This window comes from Cupriavidus sp. 01L45 (assembly GCF_056399885.1).
The window spans coordinates 48,697-67,637 of record NZ_JBFTSG010000033.1 but is presented as its reverse complement, the minus strand read 5'-3'; the positions used below and the strand labels follow the sequence as shown (position 1 = coordinate 67,637).

Genomic DNA, 18,941 nt, shown 5'->3' with positions numbered 1-18,941 from the left:
GCGTACGCGGGGGCGGCCGGATCGCCGGAGCGGGTGCCGGACCGCTTTGGAACCGGGAGCGGCAGCGGATATGCGAGAATTATAAGTTGTTCGCGCCCTCCGACCGTGTTTGTCATCGGGAACTCGGGCGCGCCTTCTTCTTTGCCTCTCCTTCGATTGCAGTCCAGATGACCAGCCAAAATACCCACGTGCCCAGCGGCGCCAAATCCGTCAAGAGCGAAAACAACCTGATCTGGCTGGACATGGAGATGACCGGCCTGATGCCGGACACGGACCGCATCATCGAGATTGCCATCGTCGTGACCGACTCCGAGCTCAATATCCTGGCCGAAGGCCCGGTGCTGGTGATCCACCAGGAAGATGCCGTGCTCGACGGCATGGACAACTGGAACAAGGGCACCCATGGCCGCTCGGGCCTGATCGACAAGGTCAAGGCCTCGACCCTGACCGAAGCCCAGGCCGAGGCCGAGCTGCTGGCCTTCCTCAAGCGCTGGGTGCCGGCCGGCAAGTCGCCCATGTGCGGCAACTCGATCTGCCAGGACCGCCGCTTCATGGCGCGCTACATGCCCAAGCTGGAGGCGTTCTTCCACTACCGCAACCTCGACGTGTCCACGCTGAAGGAACTGTGCAAGCGCTGGGAGCCGGCCATCCACAAGGGTTTCGTCAAGCGCCAACTGCACACCGCGCTGGCCGATATCCTGGAGTCGGTGGAAGAGCTGCGTTACTACCGCACCCACTTTATCCGCCATTCCGCGCCGGCGGCAGCGGCAGCGGGCGAAGCGCCCGCCGCGCCCGAGGCTCCGGCCGCTCCGGCCGCCTGATCCGCACCATCCAACGTCACTTCCGAGGCGCCCCGAGGGGCGCCTCGGTCCAACTGCCGCCCTCCCATGCTCGCGCGCATCGTCTCGATTATCACGCCGGTCATCCTGATCATCCTGGTGGGCTGGCTTTACGGGCGCCGCGCGCATCCGGACATGTCGGGCATCAACCGGGCCACGCTCGACGTGATCGCGCCGCTGCTGGTGGTGTCGGCCTTTGTCAGCAAGGAATTCGTGCTGGCCGACCAGCTTGTGCTGCTGGGTTGCGCGGTGGCCGTGGTGCTGGGTTCCGGGCTGCTGGCCTGGCTGGCCGCGCGGCTGCTGCGGGTGGATCCGCGTACCTTCGTGCCGCCGATGATGTTCAACAACTGCGGCAATATGGGCTTGCCGCTATCGGTGTTCGCCTTCGGCCCGGTCGGCCTGGCGCCGGCGGTGGCGTTGTTCGCCGCGTCCAACCTGATGCACTTCACCATCGGCATGAAGATCGTCAACCGGCATGCGTCGGTCACGCAGATCGCGCGCAATCCGATGGTGCTGGCGACGGTGCTGGGGGTGGCCTTGTCGCTGGCGCGGCCGTGGTTCGCGCTGCCTGAGCCGGTGTTCCAGTCGATCAAGCTGCTGGGCGATGCGACCGTGCCCTTGATGCTGTTCGCGCTGGGCGTGCGCATGAAGGACGTGAGCCTGCGCAACTGGGGCATGGGCGCGATCGGCGCCGTGGCCTGTCCGCTGACCGGCATCGCCTGCGCCTTGCTGCTGGCGCAACTGGTGCCGCTGACCCAGCTCCAGCGCGGGCTGCTGTTTGTGTTCGCGTCGCTGCCGCCGGCCGTGCTCAACTTTCTCGTGGCCGATCATTTCCGGCAGGAGCCGGATCAGGTGGCTTCGATCGTGCTGCTGGGCAATGTCGCCGCAGTGGTGTTCGTGCCGCTGGGGCTGTATCTGGGGCTGCGCTGAGGCAGCCCCGCCGGTGATTCAGGCCGCCGGCCGGGTGCGAATTGCGTGCTTGGGACGCCACGCCTTGGCCACGGCATCGTCGGTCTCGATGTAAGGGCCGCCGATCAGGTCGACGCAGTAGGGCACGGCGGCAAAGATGCCTTGCACGATGGCTTTGCCGTCTTCGCCGCGCAGGCCTTCCAGGGTTTCGCGGATGGCGCGCGGCTGGCCCGGCAGGTTGATGATCAGGGCGGCGCGGCTGGCGGTTTCGCGGATCACCGCCACCTGCCGCGACAGGATGGCCGTGGGCACGAAGTGCAGGCTGACTTGGCGCATCTGCTCGCCGAAGCCGGGCATTTCCTTGGTGCCCACCGCAAGCGTGGCCTCGGGCGTGACGTCGCGCCGCGCCGGGCCGGTGCCGCCGGTGGTCAGCACCAGGTCGCAGCCGGCCACGTCGACCAGTTCGATCAGCGTGCGGGAGATGACTGCCTGTTCGTCGGGGATAAGGCGTTCCACGCCCTGCCAGGGCGAGGTCAGGGCGTGCCCGAACCACTCGCGCAGGGCCGGGATCCCTTCGTCCTGGTAGGTGCCGGCCGAGGCGCGGTCGGAGATCGAGACAAAGCCGACCAGCAATTCGTCCGGATGGTTGCGGGCAATGGGATGAACCATCGCGTGCGTCGTGGTTTGCGTCATCTTGTCCCCAATGGGTTTGGCGTCCTGGTTATTCTTCGGCGTCCGGCTCGGCTTGCGGCTCGTCGGATGCCGCCGCCTTCTTGCTCTCCAGCGCATTCTTGATGGCCTGGAACAGTTCGCGGAAATAGCGCGGCGGCTTGTTCATCTCGTGCTCTTTGCGCGCATTGCGGATGATGTTGCGCAGCGCCTGCACATCGATGGCCGGGTGTTCGGCCAGGAACTTGGTCAGGGCGGCGTCGTCCGCCAGCAACAGTTCGCGCCAGCGCTCCACCAGGTGCAGCTTGGCCGTCTCGGCCTTGCTGGCGCCCTTGAAGCCTTCCAGTACGCGCTGGATGGCTTCGACCTCGTCGTCGTCCAGCTTGCGCATGACCTTGCCCACGAACTGCATCTGGCGGCGTTTTCCTTCGTGGTTGGTGATGCGCCGCGCGTCGCGGATGGCGTCGGCCAGCGCTTCGGGCATGGGCACGCGCGCCAGCCGGTCCTTGGGCAGCGCTTCGAGTTCCACGCCCAGGTCCTGCAGGGCGAGCATATCGCGTTTTTTCTGGGACTTGCTCTTGGGCAGGTCGTCGTCGTCGGCCGGTTCGGGGGCGAACTGGCCGGGGAAGCCGGAGGCGTTCCGGGGGGAGGTGCGGGAGTTTCGCGTCATGGGTGGCATTTTATCTTGCTATGATTCTTGTTTGGACTTTTGATGACCGCGCCCACAATGGATCAATCCGCCGACCAGACCGCCCATTTCACTTATACCCAGGCCCAGCTTAGCGAGATGGCCGCCGATGTGCTGCGGGTGGCACGCGAACTGGGCGCCACCGACGCGGCAACCGAGATTTCCGAGGGCAGCGGCCTGTCGGTCTCGGTGCGCAAGGGCCAGGTGGAAACCATCGAGCAGAACCGCGACAAGGTGGTGGGCGTCACGGTCATGATCGGCAAGCGGCGCGGCAACGCCAGCACCTCGGATTTCTCGCCCGCGGCGCTGCGGGCCACGGCGGAGGCGGCCTACAACATTGCCCGCTTTACCGCCGAAGACGATTGCGCGGGTCTGGCCGAAGAGGAGTTGCTTGAACGCAACCCGCAGGATCTCGACCTGTTCCACCCGTGGAATATCGACGCCGAACAGGCCATCGAGATCGCGCGCCGCGCCGAAGCCGCCGCCTTCGCGGTCTCGCCGCGCATTCGCAACAGCGACGGCGCCAGCGTGTCGGCCCAGCATTCGCAGTTCGTGCTGGCCACCTCGCGCGGCTTCACGGGCGGTTATCCGTACTCCCGCCACTTTATTTCCTGCGCGCCGATCGCCGGCACCGGCAGCGGCATGCAGCGCGACGACTGGTACTCGTCCAAGCGCGCGCCCGACGCACTGGCCGCGCCCGAGGACATCGGCCGCTATGCCGCCGAACGCTCGCTGGCCCGCCTGAACTCGCGCAAGCTGTCCACGCGCCGTTGCCCGGTGCTGTTTGAGGCACCGCTGGCGGCGGGCTTGCTCGGCGCCTTCGTGCAGGCCGTGTCCGGCGGCGCGCTGTACCGCAAGTCGACGTTCCTGTACGACACGCTGGGCAAGGCGGTGTTCGCGCCGCACATCCACATCCACGAACAGCCCCACCTGYCGGGCGCCATGGGCAGCGCCCCCTTCGACGAAGAAGGCGTGAAGACCCACGCGCGCGACGTGGTTCGCGCCGGCGTGGTGGAAGGCTATTTCCTCTCCACCTACTCGGCCCGCAAGCTGGGCATGAAAACCACCGGCAATGCCGGCGGCTCGCATAACCTGACGTTGTCCAGCTCGCTGACCGCGCCGGACGACGACTTCGCCGGCATGTTGCGCAAGCTCGGCACCGGCCTGCTGGTGACGGAACTGATGGGGCAGGGCGTGAACTACGTGACGGGCGATTACTCGCGCGGCGCCTCGGGCTACTGGGTCGAGAACGGCGTGATCCAGTTTCCGGTGGAAGAGATCACCATTGCCGGCAATATGGTGGAGATGTTCCGCCAGATCGTGGCGATTGGCGCCGATTCGCTGGTACGCGGCACCAAGGAAACCGGCTCGATCCTGATCGAGCAGATGACGATCGCGGGCAACTAAAGCCACGGCGGCGGCCTGGTTCCCGGGCCGCCGCGCGTTTCACGCCGGCAATGTCTTATTCCTCGCCGGACGGCGGGCGCTCGTAGGTAACGAAGGCGTAGTCGAAGCCATTCGCTTCCGAGTGATGCGATTCGCGCGCGGTGGTGATCCACTGCTGCGGGTCGATGGGGGGAAACACCGCATCGCCTTCGACATCCGCATCGATCTCCGTCACCACCAGCCGGTCCGCGCTGGGCAGCGCCTCGGCATACAGTTGCGCACCGCCGATCAGGAAGATCTGCTCGACGCCGACGCATAGCCGCTGCGCTTCCTCGAGCGAGTTCGCCACGTCGCAGCCTTCGATGCGCAGGCCGCGGTTGCGGCTCACCACGATATTGCGCCGGCCCGGCAGCGGCCGGCCGATCGATTCCCAGGTCTTGCGGCCCATCACGATGGGCGCGCCCATCGTGGTGCGCTTGAAGTGCGCCAGGTCCTCGGGCAAGCGCCAGGGCAGGGTGTTGTCGCGGCCGATCACGCCGTTGCGGGCCTTCGCCACGATCAGGGTCAACAGCGTCATACGGCCACCGGTGCCTTGATGGCCGGATGCGACTCGTAACCCACCAGTTCGAAGTCTTCGTACTTGTAGTCGAAGAGGCTGTCCGGCTTGCGCAGTATCTTCAGTTGCGGCAGCGCCATCGGCTCGCGCGCCAGTTGCGTTGCCACCTGTCCGGCGTGATTGCTGTAGATATGGCAATCACCGCCGGTCCAGATAAAGTCGCCCACTTCCAGTCCGGTCTGTTGGGCGATCATGTGCGTCAGCAGCGCGTAGCTGGCGATATTGAACGGCACGCCCAGGAAGATATCGGCGCTGCGCTGGTACAACTGGCAGGACAGGCGGCCTTCGGCCACATAGAACTGGAAGAAGGCGTGGCAGGGCGGCAGCTTCATCTGCGGAATCTCGCCCACGTTCCAGGCCGACACGATCAGCCGGCGGGAGTCCGGGTTGCTGCGGATCTGCGCCACCAGTTCGCTGATCTGGTCGATGTGCCGGCCGTCCGGCGTCGGCCAGGCGCGCCACTGCGAGCCGTAGACAGGTCCCAGTTCACCGTTTTCATCTGCCCATTCGTCCCAGATGCTGACGCCGTTGTCCTTCAGGTACCTGATGTTGGTCGAGCCTTGCAGGAACCACAGCAGTTCGTGAATGATCGACTTCATGTGCAGCTTCTTGGTGGTCACCACCGGGAAGCCTTCGCGCAGGTCGAAGCGCATCTGGTAGCCGAACACCGAGCGCGTGCCGGTGCCGGTGCGGTCGGCCTTTTCGGTGCCATGCTCTTGCACATGGCGCATGAAGTCGAGGTACTGTTTCATCGGCGCGGGTGTTGGGGAAAGTGRCGCGACAGCGTTGTGCGCGTAATGGGGCAATCTGCCCGGAGGTCGGCAAATTGCTAAAGGCCTAGCATTTTATCGCAAAGCAAAAAGGGCCGCCTCGCGGCGGCCCTCCTTTCATGGTCCGGCGTCCTCAGGTGCCGGCGCCATCGTGCATTACTGCGCCGCCGTGGTCGGAGCCCGGCGCTTCTGCACCAGGTAGCCACCGCCCAGCACGCCGCCGATGACCAGCACGAACAAGCCGTAGTAAGCCAGGGCGTTGGTGTTGAAGAACTCCTTCACCAGCGGCTCGCTGACGATCATCTTGACTGCCGTGAAGGCCAGCACGCCGGCGCCCACGAAGATGACCGACGGGAAGCGCGACATCAGCTTGAGCACCAGGCTCGAGCCCCACACCACGATGGGGATGCTGATCAGCAGGCCGAGCACCACCAGCAGGAAGCTGCCGTGCGCCGCGCCTGCCACTGCCAGCACGTTGTCCACGCCCATCACCGCGTCGGCGATGATGATGGTCTTCATCGCGCCCACCAGGGTGGTCGCGCCCGCGCCATGTTCGTCGCCATTGCCGTCGTCGGACAGCAGCTTGTAGGCGATCCACACCAGGGCCACGCCGCCGACCAGCAGCAGGCCAGGAATCTTGAGCAGCCAGACCACACCGATCGTCATGGCCGAACGGACCACGACTGCGCCGACCGTACCCCAGACGATGGCCTTCTTCTGCAGGTGGGGCGGCAGGTTGCGCGCGGCAAGCGCGATCACGATGGCATTGTCGCCGGCAAGCACCAGGTCAATGACGACGATGGACAGCAGTGCCGTCAGGAACTGCATCGTGAACAGATCGGTAAACCATTCCATAAAATCTCCTCGAAACAACGATAGCCAAAAGCCGTGCGCAAACACCGGGTTAGCCTGGAGACATGTTGGTTGGGAGCTGTGGGGGCGCCTTTGCAAACCATGAAACCAGGTTGCAAAGGTCTTGCTCGACCGCCATATGGTTGTTGGCGCGGTCAGCACAACCGGAGGCTATTTGTGATCAGCCTCGGAATGACGATTGTGCTAAGGGCAGGGCCCCGGAGCTACTCCCCTTTGAGGGACGAATCCGTTCGGATCAGGCCGAAGCGGAAGCGCTGAGGCGGATTATAAACGAAGCCACATGCTTTGTGCTGTTGTGAATGTTTGATAAGGCGCACTTTACGTCGGATATCGCGATGCCATCGACGGGCAGAGACTCTTCCCTGGGCGCCGGCAGGACGATATACGGAACCGATGGCGCTTTCCGTGTCATTCTTAGTGAAGATTACGGCGCCCGGAAGGGTTTGTGCATTGCGGTAAGCACACTCCGCGCGCGCCAGCTATTCTGAGTAGACTGGCTTTTGGCCGATGCGCCCCAGACGTCACCGGAGGCGCATCCCTTGCCAGCCCCGCGCATGCGTGACGTGCGGGCACCTGGGGGTTTCATGCATTGCCATCGACCAACAAGGAAACGTCATGCCGGCCGTCCCGACCCCGTTGAACCCACGCCACAGCCATTCCCAATCCAACCGCAACGCCACTTCGGCCCTGCAACCCAACGGCAGCCAGGCCAGCACTGCCGTCATCGCCAACGGACACGCGCTGCCGAATCCGGTACCGCGGCTGGATTTCATCCAGCAGTACCATGAGGACAGCGGTGCCCTGCGCGGCGAGATCACGCGCGGCCTGCTGGCCCCCGCCGCCAGCATCAGCCCCAAGTTCTTCTATGATGTACTTGGCTCCCGCCTGTTCGAGGCCATCACCGATCTGCCCGAGTATTACCCCACGCGTACGGAGGCCGCGGTCTTCTCCGCGTTCGCGCCCGCTATGGCCGCGCGTGCCGGCAGCGGCTGCGTGCTGATCGACCTTGGCGCGGGCAATTGCCAGAAAGCGGCGCGGCTCTTCGGCAGCCTGYAGCCGGCGCAATACGTCGCACTCGACATTTCGGTGGAGTTCCTGCGCGGCACCTTGTTCTGCCTGCAGCAGCAGCATCCGCAGATTCCCATGCTCGGCCTTGGCGCCGACTTGTGCGTGCCGCTCGACCTGCCGCCGGAAGTCAGGCGCGGGCGCCGGCTGTTCTTCTATCCGGGATCCAGCATCGGCAACTTCGCGCCGGAGCAGGCGCGGGCCTTGCTGCAGCGTCTGCGGGCGGCCGCGGGGAGGGGGGATGGCGTGCTGATCGGCGTCGACCTGCTCAAGGACGAGCAGGCGCTGGTGGCCGCCTATGACGACCCGCTAGGCGTTACCGCCGCCTTCAACCGCAATGTGCTGCGTAACCTGAACCGCATCGTCGGCAGCGATTTCCAGCTCGACGACYGGCGGCACGCGGCCAGCTTCGACCTCGAGAACTCGCGCATCCAGATGCACCTGCGGGCCGGGCGGGACGTCACCGTGCGCTGGCCGGAAGGCAGCCGCGCCTTTCGCGCCGGCGAGCGGATTCACACCGAGGATTCCTATAAGTACCGGCCGGCCGATTTCGCCACACTCCTTGCGGCTGCGGGCTTCGACGATCCGGTCTGGTGGACCGATCCGCGCGGCTGGTTCGCAGTGTTCCATGCGCGCGCCTGAGCAGGGCGGCAGGCGCTGCGCGGGCGGGGATGGTGCTGGTGTCATAATGCCCGCATCCCTCCTTGGGGGCGCGGCGCATGAGGCGCGCCGCCCGCCGGGCAAACCAACCGTGGGCCATCCCATTCACCGTCAGGGTTCTTGATGAGCGGCTTTTCCATGCTTCCCGACCTTCATTTCAATGGTGGCAAGACCGTCTGGACGGACGCCCGGAGGCTGCCCCGCGAGGGCCTGGCGCAGGCGCTGGTGGAAGCGCGCAACCGCACCCTGGCCTGGCTTGCCGCGTTCGGCCAGACGCGGCGCGGCTGGGAGGTGCCGCGGCAGGATTTTGCGAACCCGCCGCTCTGGACGCTGGGCCATGTCGCCTGGCATGCCGAATGGTGGTGCCTGCGCGATGTGCGCACGCTGGAGCGCGATGGCCTGCCGTTGCGGGCCGCCGGGGTTCCTTCGTTGCTGGCCGGCGCGGACGAATGGTTCGATCCCGAACGCATCGATCCCGATGCCCGCTGGGAGGCCACGCTGCCCGACGTAGCGGTGGTCAAACGCTATGCCGCCGAGGTGCTCGAAGCCACCTTGCGCCGGCTGGCGGCGCAACCGGACGATAGCGATGCGGCGCTCTACGCATGGCGTCGCGCGCTGTTTCACGAAGACAGCCAGGGCGAGGCCCTGGCTGCGCTGCTGCAGGCCGTGGGCATGGCGCCGGTGGAGCCGGCCGTGGCGCTGCCTTCCGTGTCGGTACCGCACGCCGGCACCTTGCAGTTTCCCGGTGGGCGGTTCATCCAGGGCTGGAATGAGCCGGATGGCTTCGCGCTGCCCGACGAACTGCCGCCGCAGCCGACCTATGTGCCAGCCTTCGAGATGGATGCCGCGCCGGTCAGCAATGCGCAGTTTCTCGATTTCGTCGAGGACGGTGGTTATGAGCGCGCGGCATGGTGGACGGTGGCGKGGCACCAGTGGCTGATGATGCAGGACCGTTCCGCGCCGCGTTACTGGGCCAGGCATCCGGAGTCCCGGGCGTGGATGGCGTTGCGCTTCGGCAGCCTGCGCACCTTGAATCCTGACGAGGCGGTACGCCACGTCAGCCTGTTCGAGGCGCAGGCCTGGTGCGCCTGGGCGGACCGGCGCCTGCCTACGGAAGCGGAATGGGAGCTGGCGGCGGTGCAGGCGCGCGGCGGCTTGCGCTGGGGCATGGTTCGCGAGTGGACGGCGACGCCCTATGAGCCCTATGCCGGTTTTGTCGCTGGCCCGGCCGATGTGGAGTTCGTTGACTGCTTCGCCACGCACCAGGTGGTGCGCGGTGCCTCTTTCGCCGGCGTGGCGCGCCAGCGCCATGCGCGCGCGCGCATGGCGCTGCTGCCGGAGGACGATTTCGCGTTCGTGGGCTTTCGCAGCTGTTCCATATAGAGAGGGCCGGCTGGCCCCTTCGTCTGACGTCTCACGCCAAATGAAAAAAGCACCCGAAGGTGCTTTTTTCATTTGTTGCGATGGAGCGCCGCATAGGCGACGCATCCATTCAACCGCGCGAATTAACGCTCGAAACGCGAGCGGCCACCGGTGTTGCCGTTGCCGTTGCGCTGGCCGCCGAAGCCGCCGCGGTTGCCGTCGCCGAAGCTGCGGGGCGCGCCGTCGCGGTTGCCATCGCGGTTGCCAAAGCTGCGGCCTTCGCCGCCGCGGTAGCCACCGTTGCCGCCGTTGCCTGCGCCACGGTTGCCGTCGGCGAAGCTGCGGGGAGCCGCGCCATCACGGTTGCCGAAGCCACGGTTGTCGCCGCCGCGGTAGCCGCCTTCGTTGCCGAAGCTGCGCTGGCCGCCGGTCGCGCCCTGGCCGCGATAGCCGGTGCTGTTGCCATTGGCGTTGCCGAAGCCGCCACGGTCGCCAAAACCACGGTTGCCGTCGCGATCGCCGAACGGGCGGTCGCCTGCGGGACGCGGGGCCCCGTCACGGCTGCCGAAGCCGCGGCTTTCGCCGCCGCCGAACTTGCGGTCGCCAAAGCTGCGGTTCTCACCGCCGCGATAGCCGCCGCCATTGCTGTTGCCACGGTAGCCACCGCGGTCACCGCCCGGCTTGCCGCCGAAGCCGGAGCGCGGCTTGGGCGAGCGGCGCGGTTCCAGGCCTTCGATCACCGAAGCGTCGACGCGGTTGTTGGTGAAGCGCTCGATGCGCTTCCACTGGAACATGTCGCCATGGTTCACGAGGTTGATGGCGACGCCCGAGCGGCCGGCACGGCCGGTTCGGCCGATACGGTGCACGTAGTCTTCGGCTTGCTTGGGCAGGTCGAAGTTGACCACGTGGGTGATGTCCGGCACGTCGATGCCGCGTGCGGCGACATCGGTTGCCACCAGGATGCGCAGGTTGCCKCGGCGCAGCGACGTCAGGGTGCGGTTACGCGCGCCCTGGGTCATGTCGCCGTGCAGCGCGCCGGCTGCGAAACCGGTATCCGACAGGCGCTCGGCCAGCGAATCGGCATCGCGCTTGGTCGCGGTGAAGACGATGGCTTGCTTGAGCGTGGCGTCGCGCAGCAGGTGGTCGAGCAGCTTTTCCTTGTGCGACATGTCATCGGTGAAGTGCAGGCGCTGTTCGATATTGCTCTGGTCGGCGCGGGTCGCGGCGATCTCGATGCGTTGCGGGTCGCGCAGCTGGCGCGAAGCCAGTTGGGCGATGCGGCCGTCCAGCGTGGCCGAGAACATCAGCGTCTGGCGGGTGGCCGGGGTAGCGGCAACGATGGCGTCGATATCGTCGGCGAAGCCCATGTCGAGCATACGGTCGGCTTCGTCGAACACCAGCATGTCCAGCGCGGACAGGTCGATGCGGCCGGCTTCGACGTGGTCGAGCAGGCGGCCAGGCGTTGCCACCAGGATGTCAGGCATCTTCGACAGCGCGGCGAGCTGCTTCGGATAGGGCATGCCGCCCAGGATGCTGGCGCACACGATGCGGCGCAGGTGGCGGCCATACTTGGCGGTGGCTTCGGTCACCTGCAGGGCCAGTTCGCGCGTGGGGGTCAGCACCAGCAGCGCGGGTTGCGCCGGCGACGGACGGGGGCGCTTGCCCTTCATGCGCTTGACCGGATCATCGGAACGCGGGCGATTCGGCGAAGCCTTTTCGCTGATGCGCTGGATGGCCGGCAGGATGAAGGCGCCGGTCTTGCCCGAGCCGGTCTGGCTGGACACCAGCAGGTCGCGGCCAGCCAGGAAGGCGGGAATCGCTTGTGCCTGCACCGGGGTCGGCGTGGTGTAGTTCAGTTCAACGAGGGCGCGCAGGATTGCTTCTTCGAGGCCAAGCTTGGCAAAGCCGTTCTCGGCATTGACGTTGGCGGCGGCGGCAGGCGCAACGGCTTCCGGGCTGAGCATGGCGTCGAGCTTGTCGAGCGGGCTCGGTTCCTGGATAGCGGGCGTGGCGATGGCGGCGGCTTCGGTCGATGCGTCGGCGGCGGAGGCAAAAGCTTGCTCCGCACGAATGTCGTGCTGGGTCATGTCGTAGTTTTCTTTAAATGCATGGCACCCCATGCCGAACTAGCGAACAGGGGCGGGCGCAGTGCAAAGTCTTAAAAAGGCTTCGGCGCCAATCGGTGAGGCCGTTACGACAGACACAGCTGACAGTACGGCGGCAGGCAGGGCGACACCGGGCACAAGGCCGGGCGCGCGGTCCCTGGCAGGCAAACAGCTCTGTAGAGCTATTCAACAGGATCGGAGACGAGGCGACGTCGGTGAGAAATGCGTTCTGTCGGGTATCACCACTTGGCCTTGATTCAACAACTTTAAGGCAGGCCAGCCGGCGGGACCGGGGAGCAGAGCTTGAGAGCGGGGGCGGTATCGCCTGCCGGAAGAGACCGGTAGACGTGTTGCACAACTCACAGTGCGAACTCACGGCGCGAATTATAGCAGAAACAAAAGTAAGTTTGTTGCACTGCGATAGGAATTACTTTGAGGTGCCGAACGGCGATTTTTGAGGCTCATTGGGCGCTTTTCATGGGGGTTTGCCGATCCCGCATTCGATATTGCATCCGCAGGCCGCCTGCCTATACTGAATCCGTCGGGCGCATCGATGCCCGGCAAGGTGGCGGACCGATGAGAACCCGCTGACCTTCCTCGGCGCTTTGCTTTAAGTGCCGCTAGCCGCTGATATCGCGGCAGTCGGCGTCATTGCCAGCTTTCCTTTGGCTCTCCGGGTGGTCCGGAGGGACGTCCGCGTCATGGGCGGAATCATGGGAAAACCTGCTTGCACGGCTGTTGCCGCGATAGCGCCGGCGTTGACCTGGATGGTCCGGACCGTCCGCAACCAGCCCGCCAGTGTACTGGCGGGCTTTTTCGTTCGTGCTCCGGGTTTGGGGTACCGCAAGCGCTACTTCCGGCTTCCGTTAAGCTGACCCATATGTTGCACGGGTAATCCATTGATACCTTTGCTAACAGCCGGAAGTCTCGCGTCAAGTTATTCTCGGGCCTGAAACTGGCAAAACGAGATAGCGATGACGAGAAGGATTCTTTTGTGCGCGGCGGCTGTAACTGGCTTGATGGGCGCACTGGGCATGGCGCCTGCGGCACATGCGCAGGTATCGGTCAATGTGTTGATCGGCGTGCCGCCGCCGGCTCCCGTCTATGAAGTTGTTCCCGTGGCGCGCCCTGGCTACGTCTGGGCGCCCGGCTACTGGGACTGGGATGATCGCGGCCACAAGCACAAGTGGAAGAAGGGCAAGTGGGAGCGCGAGCGCGCGGGCTATGTCTACGAGGCGCCGCGCTGGGTGCAGGCGCGCGATGGCTGGGTGCTGGTGCCCGAGCGCTGGGATGGCAGGCCGGGCAAGAAAGACAAGGGTTATCACTGCCCGCCGGGACACGCCAAGAAGGGCGAGTGCTGAGCAGGGGAGCGTGGCTGGTGAGGTTTTGATATACTCCGGGCCTGCTCCCGGATCCGCGCCGCCAAGGCGCACCAACATGTCCACGGAGTCTGTCCTCTCGCCGTAGTTCAATGGATAGAACACGCGCCTCCTAAGCGTGAAATGCAGGTTCGATTCCTGCCGGCGGGACCATAATGAAGTCCGCAGAAGTTCTCTGAAGTTCTCCACCCCTAAATAAATCAAGGCATCCCGGGCATTTGGCGTTTGCCAAAGTTCGCATTGTTTCGAGCAGAGACTTGGAAATGACAAATCCTGAGATGACGAAGAACAGATCCACGCCGCTCCGTAGGCTTGTGGCATGGACGGCTTCGTAAAACCAAGCCGGCGCCGGGAGAGCAGGGTAGTAGTGCTGGACCAGGATGAACGCGATCGAAATCCCGCGAAGCATCTGAATTTCTTGGTTCTTCCCGTGCGGCTTCTCGGCCGTCATGCGTAGGATCCTTTTTTGGGCGGCGTATTGTATTACGAACGGCGTTGTCGAATTTGAACTCGGCTGCCTGAGCCCCCGGCGCCCGTGTTCTGTTCGGAAATACGCTATCCTTCCGCCGTCAAATTAGACGTCCGGGGGACGGCGCGTGGCATTACAGGGTGAAAACAGGGGTGGCGGGCCCATCCTCTGGGTCGACAACATCAAGTTGCTGGCGATGTTGGGGGTGATTTCCTTCCATTTCTGGCTGTTCTTCAACAAGCGGACTACTGATCCGCTGCACTTTCTATCCAGCGTCAAGGCCTTCTTGTCCATCCCGTTTGAGTTGGGCTGGCAGGGGAATCAGTTATTTTTCGCGGCAAGCGGCTTGGGGCTTGCTCTGTCGTGCATGAGGAAGCGTCCGAGTTGGACGCAGTTCATAGTGGCCAGGGCATGGCGGATTTACCTGCCATACTGGGTCACCATTAGCACAATCCTCATCTATCAAGCCGCTATGCGCTGGGCAGGAAGCTGGGATGTGCCCTATGTGTTGCCGAAGAGCGCTCAGGAGTGGGTCGCCAACGTGTTTTTGCTGAACATAGGCGGAACCACCTACCTTTCCACGCATCATTGGTTCCTGTTTAGCCTGGTGGTTTTGTACGTGGCGTTCCCGTTGTTCTTCGCTCTATGCAGGAAACTTGGCGTGTTCGCGCTTGTCGTCACAACGTGCATACAGGCGGCTGTGCTCAAGTTCCCTCCGGACCTTGGTGTACTCACGCCGTTCACGTATATCTCCTTTGTGATGGGATCTTTTTGCGTCGGTATCCTCTTCGGCATTGCTTTGCACGAGGATCGCCAGAAGCTTGAAAGTCGGCTGAGGAAGAGTTGGCCGATTGGTTTGGTCCTTTGGCTCGCGGCTACGTTGATGAGCCTGTACAACATCGGCGCCGCAGCGGTCGACCCGCTGATTGCCATCAGCGGTTTCATCTGCGTCTACCAGATAGCCCGGCTACCGTGGTCATTTGCTTGGCTGAACAAGCTCAGCTTTGAGATCTACCTGGTGCACATGCCGTTCGTCGGCTTCTATCGGCATTTCTTCGGATTCGTCGAGCAGCCGTTGTGGGCGATCTATGTCTTCTACCTTGTTTCCACGGTGGCTATGGCCGCGCTCGTCCACATGCTGGTCGTCCTGGTGGAGGCCGGGCTGCGCCGTTTGCGAAGTAGCGACAAGGGGCTTCAGCCAGCCTCCTAATACTGAGACTCTGAACTATCACCATGCCGCCCTCGGGCGGCTTTTTTACGCCCGCGTCCTGCGGGCTTTTTCATTTCCGGGGTCACAAATGTCCGAACCAATCAGCGGCAGCGCCGCAGCCGGCGCTGCTGCCTTCAAAGCCTTCGGCGGCCCGGCGGCGGTTGCCGCCGGCGCCTCCGGCCTGGCCGCCCTCGTAGTGATGATGATGATGATGATGATGATGATGATGACTCCACGAAGCCCAAGAGAGTGGGCGGTAGGGCTGATTTCTACCGTCGTTTCCAGCGTCGCCGGGGGCGCGGCCGTCGTGCAGAAGCTCGGGCTGCAGGCCTGGACGCATGATTACATCGGTCTGGTCGCACTGTTCGGCGTCGTGTTCGCCTGCGGCCTGCCGGGCTGGGCGGTGGTGCGCTGGCTGTTCAACTTCATCGAGAAGCGTCGCGACAAGGACCTGGCCGAGGTGGCGGAGGACGTGCGTGACGCGGTGGCTGGGGCGAAGCATGGCTGACCCGCTTATCACCGCGGTGCAGCTGCACGCCATCATGCCGCTGGCCGGCGCGCGCGCCGATGTGTTCGCTGCGCCGCTGGCCACCGCCATGCTGCAGTTCGAGGTCAATACGCCCACACGCGCGGCCGCCTTCGTGGCGCAGGTCGCGCACGAGTCCGGGCAGTTGCGCCTGTTACGCGAGATCTGGGGCCCGACGCCGACGCAGCGCCGGTATGAGGGCCGGGCGGACCTGGGCAATACCGAGCCCGGCGACGGAAAGCGGTTCATGGGGCGGGGCCTGATTCAGGTCACCCGCCGCAAGAACTATCTGCTGTGCGGGTTCGGGCTGCACCTGGACCTGCTGACGCATCCCGAACTGCTGGAACTGCCTGTGCACGCGGCGGCGTCCGCCGGTTGGTACTGGCACACCCATAGCCTGAACCGGTTCGCCGACGCTGGCGACTTCGTGGGTCTGACGCGAGCCATCAACGGCGGGATCAACGGTATTGCGGAGCGGCGCGCCTTCTGGGCGCGCGCCAAAACTGCATTGGGGGTTTCATGAGCATCCTATCGAAGGTCCTTCAGGACTCACCGGGCAACGGGCTTTCCTTCTGGTGCCCTGGCTGTGATAGCCCGCACCATATCCAGCACGGTGCCGGTGACGGACCGCGTTGGGGCTGGAATGGCGACGTGGAGCGCCCGACGTTCACGCCGAGTGTGCTGACCTGGTGGGATGAGCCGGCCGCTGCAGGCAACCCCGATGAGCTGCGCGCCCAGGTCGCGCGCAAGCGCGCCGATCCGAGTTATCAGATCCCGTACGTCAAGAAGACCTGCCACAGCTTCGTGACCGATGGCCGCATCCAGTTCCTGGGCGACTGCACGCACGCGCTGGCGGGCCAGATCGTGCCGCTGGCCGAGTTTCCGGAGGGGTGGGGCCGCTGACGGCCCCAAGTTTTCTTTCAGCCTTCCCAGTTTTCTTTCATTCCAGCCGCCTTCGAACGGTTTTTTTTCATTCGACTTGCCGTTCCCGCTCTGGATCACCCAGAGGAATGCGCGGGAAGGCTACCAGTTCAGTCCCACGGAGGTGATCCACCATGCCGATTCTTGACGCTATCGGGGCGGTCATCAAAGCCGTCTTCGCCACGCCGCAGCGGATCTTCTTCGTCGCGGTGCTGGTGGTGCTGGCGCTGGCTGGCGGTTCGGTGCTGGTCTACCGGCACGAGCGTGACGCTGCTCGCGCCGAGCTGGCTCAGGCCTTGGCCGACCTGGTCAAGGCCAAGGGTGACAACCGGGCGCTGGCCGGATCTCTGACCACCCAGAACGCCGCGGTGGCTGCCCTTGAGGCGCAGGCCAAGCTGCGGCAGTACCAGGCAGCGAAGGCCGACGCCGAGGCTCAGGCAGCTCAGTCCAAGTACACGCTGCTGGCCGGCAAGATCCAGGCGCAGGTGCCGGGGTCGGACCTGTGCGCATCGCTGCATGGATTGCGCGAGACCTTTATGACCGAGCGGGGGAAGCTATGAAGTGGCAACTTGCGCAAAAACGCAATTTCGCGGCGTGTGCGGTACTTGCGGTGCTTCTGCTGGCCGGCTGCGCCGCCGCGCCGCAGATGATCGAGAAGCCGGTGGAGGTGAGGGTGCCAGTGGCCGTGCCGTGCGAGACGCCCGAGATCCCCGAGCCGGATTGGCCGTTGGCGAAGGTGCCGGAGACGGCCGGCGACTTCGAGTTCTTTCGCGCGGCGCTGGCCGAGCTGGCGCTGCGCGGGGGGTATGAGGTCAGACTGAAGGCAGCAGTGGCGGCGTGCCAATGAGCGCGCAGCCGAGCAGGGGAAGCGGCTGACAGACCTGGAGAATGAAGTTCGGGCGCGGGGCATTCTGGGCTGAGAGAGGTAGCGCTCCCTTGGCCTATCAACGGCCTCCTGCCAATCGCTCAATGGTCAAGATGCCAGCGCGCATCTTTTCAGCGGCCGATGCATTCGAGGAATGGACAGTGATTCGCGGCGGGACGAAGTCCCTAAGCGCCACGGCCTCCTCAATCCACAGGATGACGTCGTAGCCGGTCCCGCGCTCATCGTCTCCAAGATCATGGTCGAGGCTCAGATCGGTGACCTCACCGGTTTCAAGTAGTGCTATTGTTTCTGATGGCCAATACGCTCTCGTCCAGCCCGCAGGCGTGGGGCGTTCGTCGTCCAAGTAGACCTTCATCGCTCAAGCCTCCACGAACCCGGCATGTTGTCGGGCGGCGCGATCGTGGTAGCCCGTGGCCGCATCGACAACCTCGCGCTTGCAAGTATCAATGACCCTTTGGCATTCGCGAATTATCTCAAGGCTCTGTTCAAGGTCGAGACAGCCGCTTGGATCGGTCATTGGGAATGGATGGCCCACTATAGCGACTGTCATCGTGCTACTGTCGAACTTCCGCCTAGGCTTGCTAACCGCCAGTCCCAGCTTGCATGCGTGGCCAACGATTAGGCTAGTCCACATGTCTCTGAGACGGACTTGCTCCGCAGGAGTAGAAACGTCTATCTTGAAGAACAGTTTGTTCTCACGATCGCTGAGCACTACCCGCAAGTAAATCGCCGCGCCATCGACTTGCACCTTGTCTCCGAAATAGCCATAGTGCCCCCCGGTCTGATCGGGGCAATACTTCCATGATCCGCTGTCTAGGTCTCGCTTGAGGCGCGAGAGGAAGCCGATTCGAGCGTTCTTCCCCCATTTCTTCACTGGAATAACGGGATAGCCCTGGACTAAGGTCTCGATGCGCTCGAGGTGGCATGCGAAGTCCTCCAGAATGTCACTCTTCAAGCGTCCTTGACGTCCGCTCTCGGTACCAAGTAGATCAATCAGATCACGCCGATGCAGGACATGATAATCCGCATCCGTGACAGGAGAATAATCGCACTGATCTCCAGTCTGAAGGTAAATCAGTACCGAATGCGCTATGCGGTCCCGCGCCTTTGCGAGGTGGTTCTTATATCGATGAAGCTGATTACTGTGCTGCTTGGTTCCGACTTTATCCTCTATAAGAATTACAATTTCCTCGTTGATCCAACACAGGATGTCGATATTTGCTTCCTGCTGGACGACGCGGACTCTTCTGACCTCCTGTGGCTGAGGGCAGGAGGCGCTTCGTGAAAGGAGTGACCGGACGAAGGCCTGGCCGAACGCATGCAATTCTGGACAAGAATCGCGGAAATGGACGTCCGCCACTGCCAGGATCCAGCAGATTACCGCGTCCTGAGACAATTCGGACGTCGCGTACTTGAAGAGGTTTGGTCGCATTGCTGCAACTGGGAGGGCATCTTCGAGGGTGTTCCTCATCAGTGGGGGGTGGTCATCCATCGGGAGTGTCATTGGTGCTTGTCCTTGGCCGGCTTCGAGAAGCCGGTGTCATGTGCGATTCTGCCAGCAACCGGCGCGCGAGCGGTAACGGCATTGTCAAGGCAGAGTCGCCGTCC

At 64.1% G+C, this 18,941-nt stretch carries 20 protein-coding genes and 1 tRNA gene; 13 read left to right on the top strand and 8 right to left on the bottom strand.

Annotation, left to right across the window (positions count from 1 at the left end; genetic code table 11):
• Positions 1-167 precede the first annotated feature (167 nt).
• Together orn and AC1DT6_RS22390 are read left to right on the top strand one after the other, a co-directional pair.
• Positions 168-821 carry an oligoribonuclease gene (gene orn, locus AC1DT6_RS22395; RefSeq protein WP_441626898.1) on the top strand — a complete coding sequence of 218 codons (654 nt, stop codon included), beginning with the start codon at positions 168-170 and terminating at the stop codon, positions 819-821.
• Between the two features lie 66 nt (positions 822-887).
• On the top strand, positions 888-1,769 hold the full coding sequence (locus AC1DT6_RS22390) for an AEC family transporter (RefSeq protein ID WP_477102271.1): 882 nt from the start codon (positions 888-890) through the stop codon (positions 1,767-1,769).
• A gap of 18 nt (positions 1,770-1,787) precedes the next feature.
• Here AC1DT6_RS22390 and mog read toward each other — a convergent pair whose 3' ends face one another.
• Positions 1,788-2,441, bottom strand: a complete 654-nt coding sequence (mog, locus tag AC1DT6_RS22385) for a molybdopterin adenylyltransferase (RefSeq protein WP_441626894.1) — start codon at positions 2,439-2,441, stop codon at positions 1,788-1,790.
• 28 nt (positions 2,442-2,469) lie between these two features.
• Entirely contained in the window at positions 2,470-3,087 is a 618-nt protein-coding gene (yjgA, locus tag AC1DT6_RS22380; protein ID WP_414629473.1) for a ribosome biogenesis factor YjgA, read from the bottom strand.
• Positions 3,088-3,144: 57 nt separating this feature from the next.
• Between yjgA and pmbA the strand changes: the two genes are divergently transcribed.
• Complete coding sequence (pmbA, locus tag AC1DT6_RS22375; RefSeq protein WP_477114904.1) at positions 3,145-4,512, top strand: metalloprotease PmbA; 1,368 nt, start codon at positions 3,145-3,147, stop codon at positions 4,510-4,512.
• 55 nt (positions 4,513-4,567) lie between these two features.
• Here pmbA and AC1DT6_RS22370 read toward each other — a convergent pair whose 3' ends face one another.
• From AC1DT6_RS22370 to AC1DT6_RS22360, 3 genes are all read right to left on the bottom strand, one after another.
• Complete coding sequence (locus AC1DT6_RS22370) at positions 4,568-5,068, bottom strand: dihydrofolate reductase (protein WP_441626892.1); 501 nt, start codon at positions 5,066-5,068, stop codon at positions 4,568-4,570.
• Complete coding sequence (locus AC1DT6_RS22365; RefSeq protein WP_441626890.1) at positions 5,065-5,859, bottom strand: thymidylate synthase; 795 nt, start codon at positions 5,857-5,859, stop codon at positions 5,065-5,067. The genes AC1DT6_RS22370 and AC1DT6_RS22365 overlap by 4 nt, the downstream gene beginning before the upstream one ends.
• A 174-nt stretch (positions 5,860-6,033) precedes the next feature.
• Positions 6,034-6,732 (bottom strand): TerC family protein, encoded by a 699-nt coding sequence (locus AC1DT6_RS22360; protein WP_045239580.1) that lies wholly within the window; start codon positions 6,730-6,732, stop codon positions 6,034-6,036.
• 633 nt (positions 6,733-7,365) lie between these two features.
• On the opposite strand from AC1DT6_RS22360, the gene egtD reads away from it, so the two are divergent.
• Positions 7,366-8,457, top strand: a complete 1,092-nt coding sequence (egtD, locus tag AC1DT6_RS22355) for an L-histidine N(alpha)-methyltransferase (protein ID WP_477114900.1) — start codon at positions 7,366-7,368, stop codon at positions 8,455-8,457.
• Between the two features lie 141 nt (positions 8,458-8,598).
• The gene (locus tag AC1DT6_RS22350) at positions 8,599-9,858 is read left to right on the top strand and encodes an SUMF1/EgtB/PvdO family nonheme iron enzyme (RefSeq protein WP_477114899.1); all 1,260 of its coding nucleotides are present in this window, start codon (positions 8,599-8,601) and stop codon (positions 9,856-9,858) included.
• Positions 9,859-9,980: 122 nt separating this feature from the next.
• Here AC1DT6_RS22350 and AC1DT6_RS22345 read toward each other — a convergent pair whose 3' ends face one another.
• A complete protein-coding gene (locus tag AC1DT6_RS22345; RefSeq protein ID WP_276286664.1) occupies positions 9,981-11,924 on the bottom strand; it encodes a DEAD/DEAH box helicase in 1,944 nt (647 codons plus the stop codon).
• A 992-nt stretch (positions 11,925-12,916) separates the two neighbouring features.
• Here AC1DT6_RS22345 and AC1DT6_RS22340 point away from each other — a divergent pair.
• The 8 genes from AC1DT6_RS22340 to AC1DT6_RS22305 all read left to right on the top strand — a co-directional run bounded on the left by AC1DT6_RS22340 (position 12,917) and on the right by AC1DT6_RS22305 (position 17,294).
• The gene (locus AC1DT6_RS22340; protein ID WP_441626884.1) at positions 12,917-13,303 is read left to right on the top strand and encodes a YXWGXW repeat-containing protein; all 387 of its coding nucleotides are present in this window, start codon (positions 12,917-12,919) and stop codon (positions 13,301-13,303) included.
• A 96-nt stretch (positions 13,304-13,399) separates the two neighbouring features.
• Positions 13,400-13,474 (top strand) — tRNA-Arg (locus AC1DT6_RS22335).
• 443 nt (positions 13,475-13,917) lie between these two features.
• A complete protein-coding gene (locus tag AC1DT6_RS22330) occupies positions 13,918-15,000 on the top strand; it encodes an acyltransferase family protein (protein WP_441626882.1) in 1,083 nt (360 codons plus the stop codon).
• Between the two features lie 88 nt (positions 15,001-15,088).
• On the top strand, positions 15,089-15,508 hold the full coding sequence (locus tag AC1DT6_RS22325; RefSeq protein WP_441626880.1) for a hypothetical protein: 420 nt from the start codon (positions 15,089-15,091) through the stop codon (positions 15,506-15,508).
• A complete protein-coding gene (locus AC1DT6_RS22320) occupies positions 15,501-16,049 on the top strand; it encodes a glycoside hydrolase family 19 protein (RefSeq protein ID WP_441626878.1) in 549 nt (182 codons plus the stop codon). The genes AC1DT6_RS22325 and AC1DT6_RS22320 overlap by 8 nt, the downstream gene beginning before the upstream one ends.
• Complete coding sequence (locus AC1DT6_RS22315) at positions 16,046-16,429, top strand: ubiquitination-like system serine protease family protein (protein ID WP_441626876.1); 384 nt, start codon at positions 16,046-16,048, stop codon at positions 16,427-16,429. The genes AC1DT6_RS22320 and AC1DT6_RS22315 overlap by 4 nt, the downstream gene beginning before the upstream one ends.
• A 152-nt stretch (positions 16,430-16,581) precedes the next feature.
• Positions 16,582-17,007: a hypothetical protein gene (locus tag AC1DT6_RS22310; protein ID WP_441626874.1), complete on the top strand. Its 426-nt coding sequence runs from the start codon at positions 16,582-16,584 to the stop codon at positions 17,005-17,007.
• A complete protein-coding gene (locus tag AC1DT6_RS22305) occupies positions 17,004-17,294 on the top strand; it encodes a hypothetical protein (protein WP_441626872.1) in 291 nt (96 codons plus the stop codon). Before AC1DT6_RS22310 ends, AC1DT6_RS22305 begins: the two co-directional genes overlap by 4 nt.
• Positions 17,295-17,391: 97 nt before the next feature.
• Here AC1DT6_RS22305 and AC1DT6_RS22300 read toward each other — a convergent pair whose 3' ends face one another.
• Together AC1DT6_RS22300 and AC1DT6_RS22295 are read right to left on the bottom strand one after the other, a co-directional pair.
• Positions 17,392-17,688 carry a cyclic-phosphate processing receiver domain-containing protein gene (locus tag AC1DT6_RS22300; RefSeq protein WP_441626870.1) on the bottom strand — a complete coding sequence of 99 codons (297 nt, stop codon included), beginning with the start codon at positions 17,686-17,688 and terminating at the stop codon, positions 17,392-17,394.
• A gap of 3 nt (positions 17,689-17,691) precedes the next feature.
• Positions 17,692-18,837, bottom strand: coding sequence for a PD-(D/E)XK nuclease family protein (locus AC1DT6_RS22295; RefSeq protein ID WP_477111512.1), 1,146 nt, complete (start codon positions 18,835-18,837; stop codon positions 17,692-17,694).
• Positions 18,838-18,941: the final 104 nt, after the last annotated feature.

Coding starts and splice junctions, on each gene's coding strand:
- orn (WP_441626898.1), top strand. CDS start 168: ATGACCAGCCAAAATACCCACGTGCCCAGCGGCGCCAAATCCGTCAAG.
- AC1DT6_RS22390 (WP_477102271.1), top strand. CDS start 888: ATGCTCGCGCGCATCGTCTCGATTATCACGCCGGTCATCCTGATCATC.
- mog (WP_441626894.1), bottom strand. CDS start 2,441: ATGACGCAAACCACGACGCACGCGATGGTTCATCCCATTGCCCGCAAC.
- yjgA (WP_414629473.1), bottom strand. CDS start 3,087: ATGACGCGAAACTCCCGCACCTCCCCCCGGAACGCCTCCGGCTTCCCC.
- AC1DT6_RS22370 (WP_441626892.1), bottom strand. CDS start 5,068: ATGACGCTGTTGACCCTGATCGTGGCGAAGGCCCGCAACGGCGTGATC.
- AC1DT6_RS22365 (WP_441626890.1), bottom strand. CDS start 5,859: ATGAAACAGTACCTCGACTTCATGCGCCATGTGCAAGAGCATGGCACC.
- AC1DT6_RS22360 (WP_045239580.1), bottom strand. CDS start 6,732: ATGGAATGGTTTACCGATCTGTTCACGATGCAGTTCCTGACGGCACTG.
- AC1DT6_RS22340 (WP_441626884.1), top strand. CDS start 12,917: ATGACGAGAAGGATTCTTTTGTGCGCGGCGGCTGTAACTGGCTTGATG.
- AC1DT6_RS22325 (WP_441626880.1), top strand. CDS start 15,089: ATGTCCGAACCAATCAGCGGCAGCGCCGCAGCCGGCGCTGCTGCCTTC.
- AC1DT6_RS22320 (WP_441626878.1), top strand. CDS start 15,501: ATGGCTGACCCGCTTATCACCGCGGTGCAGCTGCACGCCATCATGCCG.
- AC1DT6_RS22315 (WP_441626876.1), top strand. CDS start 16,046: ATGAGCATCCTATCGAAGGTCCTTCAGGACTCACCGGGCAACGGGCTT.
- AC1DT6_RS22310 (WP_441626874.1), top strand. CDS start 16,582: ATGCCGATTCTTGACGCTATCGGGGCGGTCATCAAAGCCGTCTTCGCC.
- AC1DT6_RS22305 (WP_441626872.1), top strand. CDS start 17,004: ATGAAGTGGCAACTTGCGCAAAAACGCAATTTCGCGGCGTGTGCGGTA.
- AC1DT6_RS22300 (WP_441626870.1), bottom strand. CDS start 17,688: ATGAAGGTCTACTTGGACGACGAACGCCCCACGCCTGCGGGCTGGACG.
- AC1DT6_RS22295 (WP_477111512.1), bottom strand. CDS start 18,837: ATGACACTCCCGATGGATGACCACCCCCCACTGATGAGGAACACCCTC.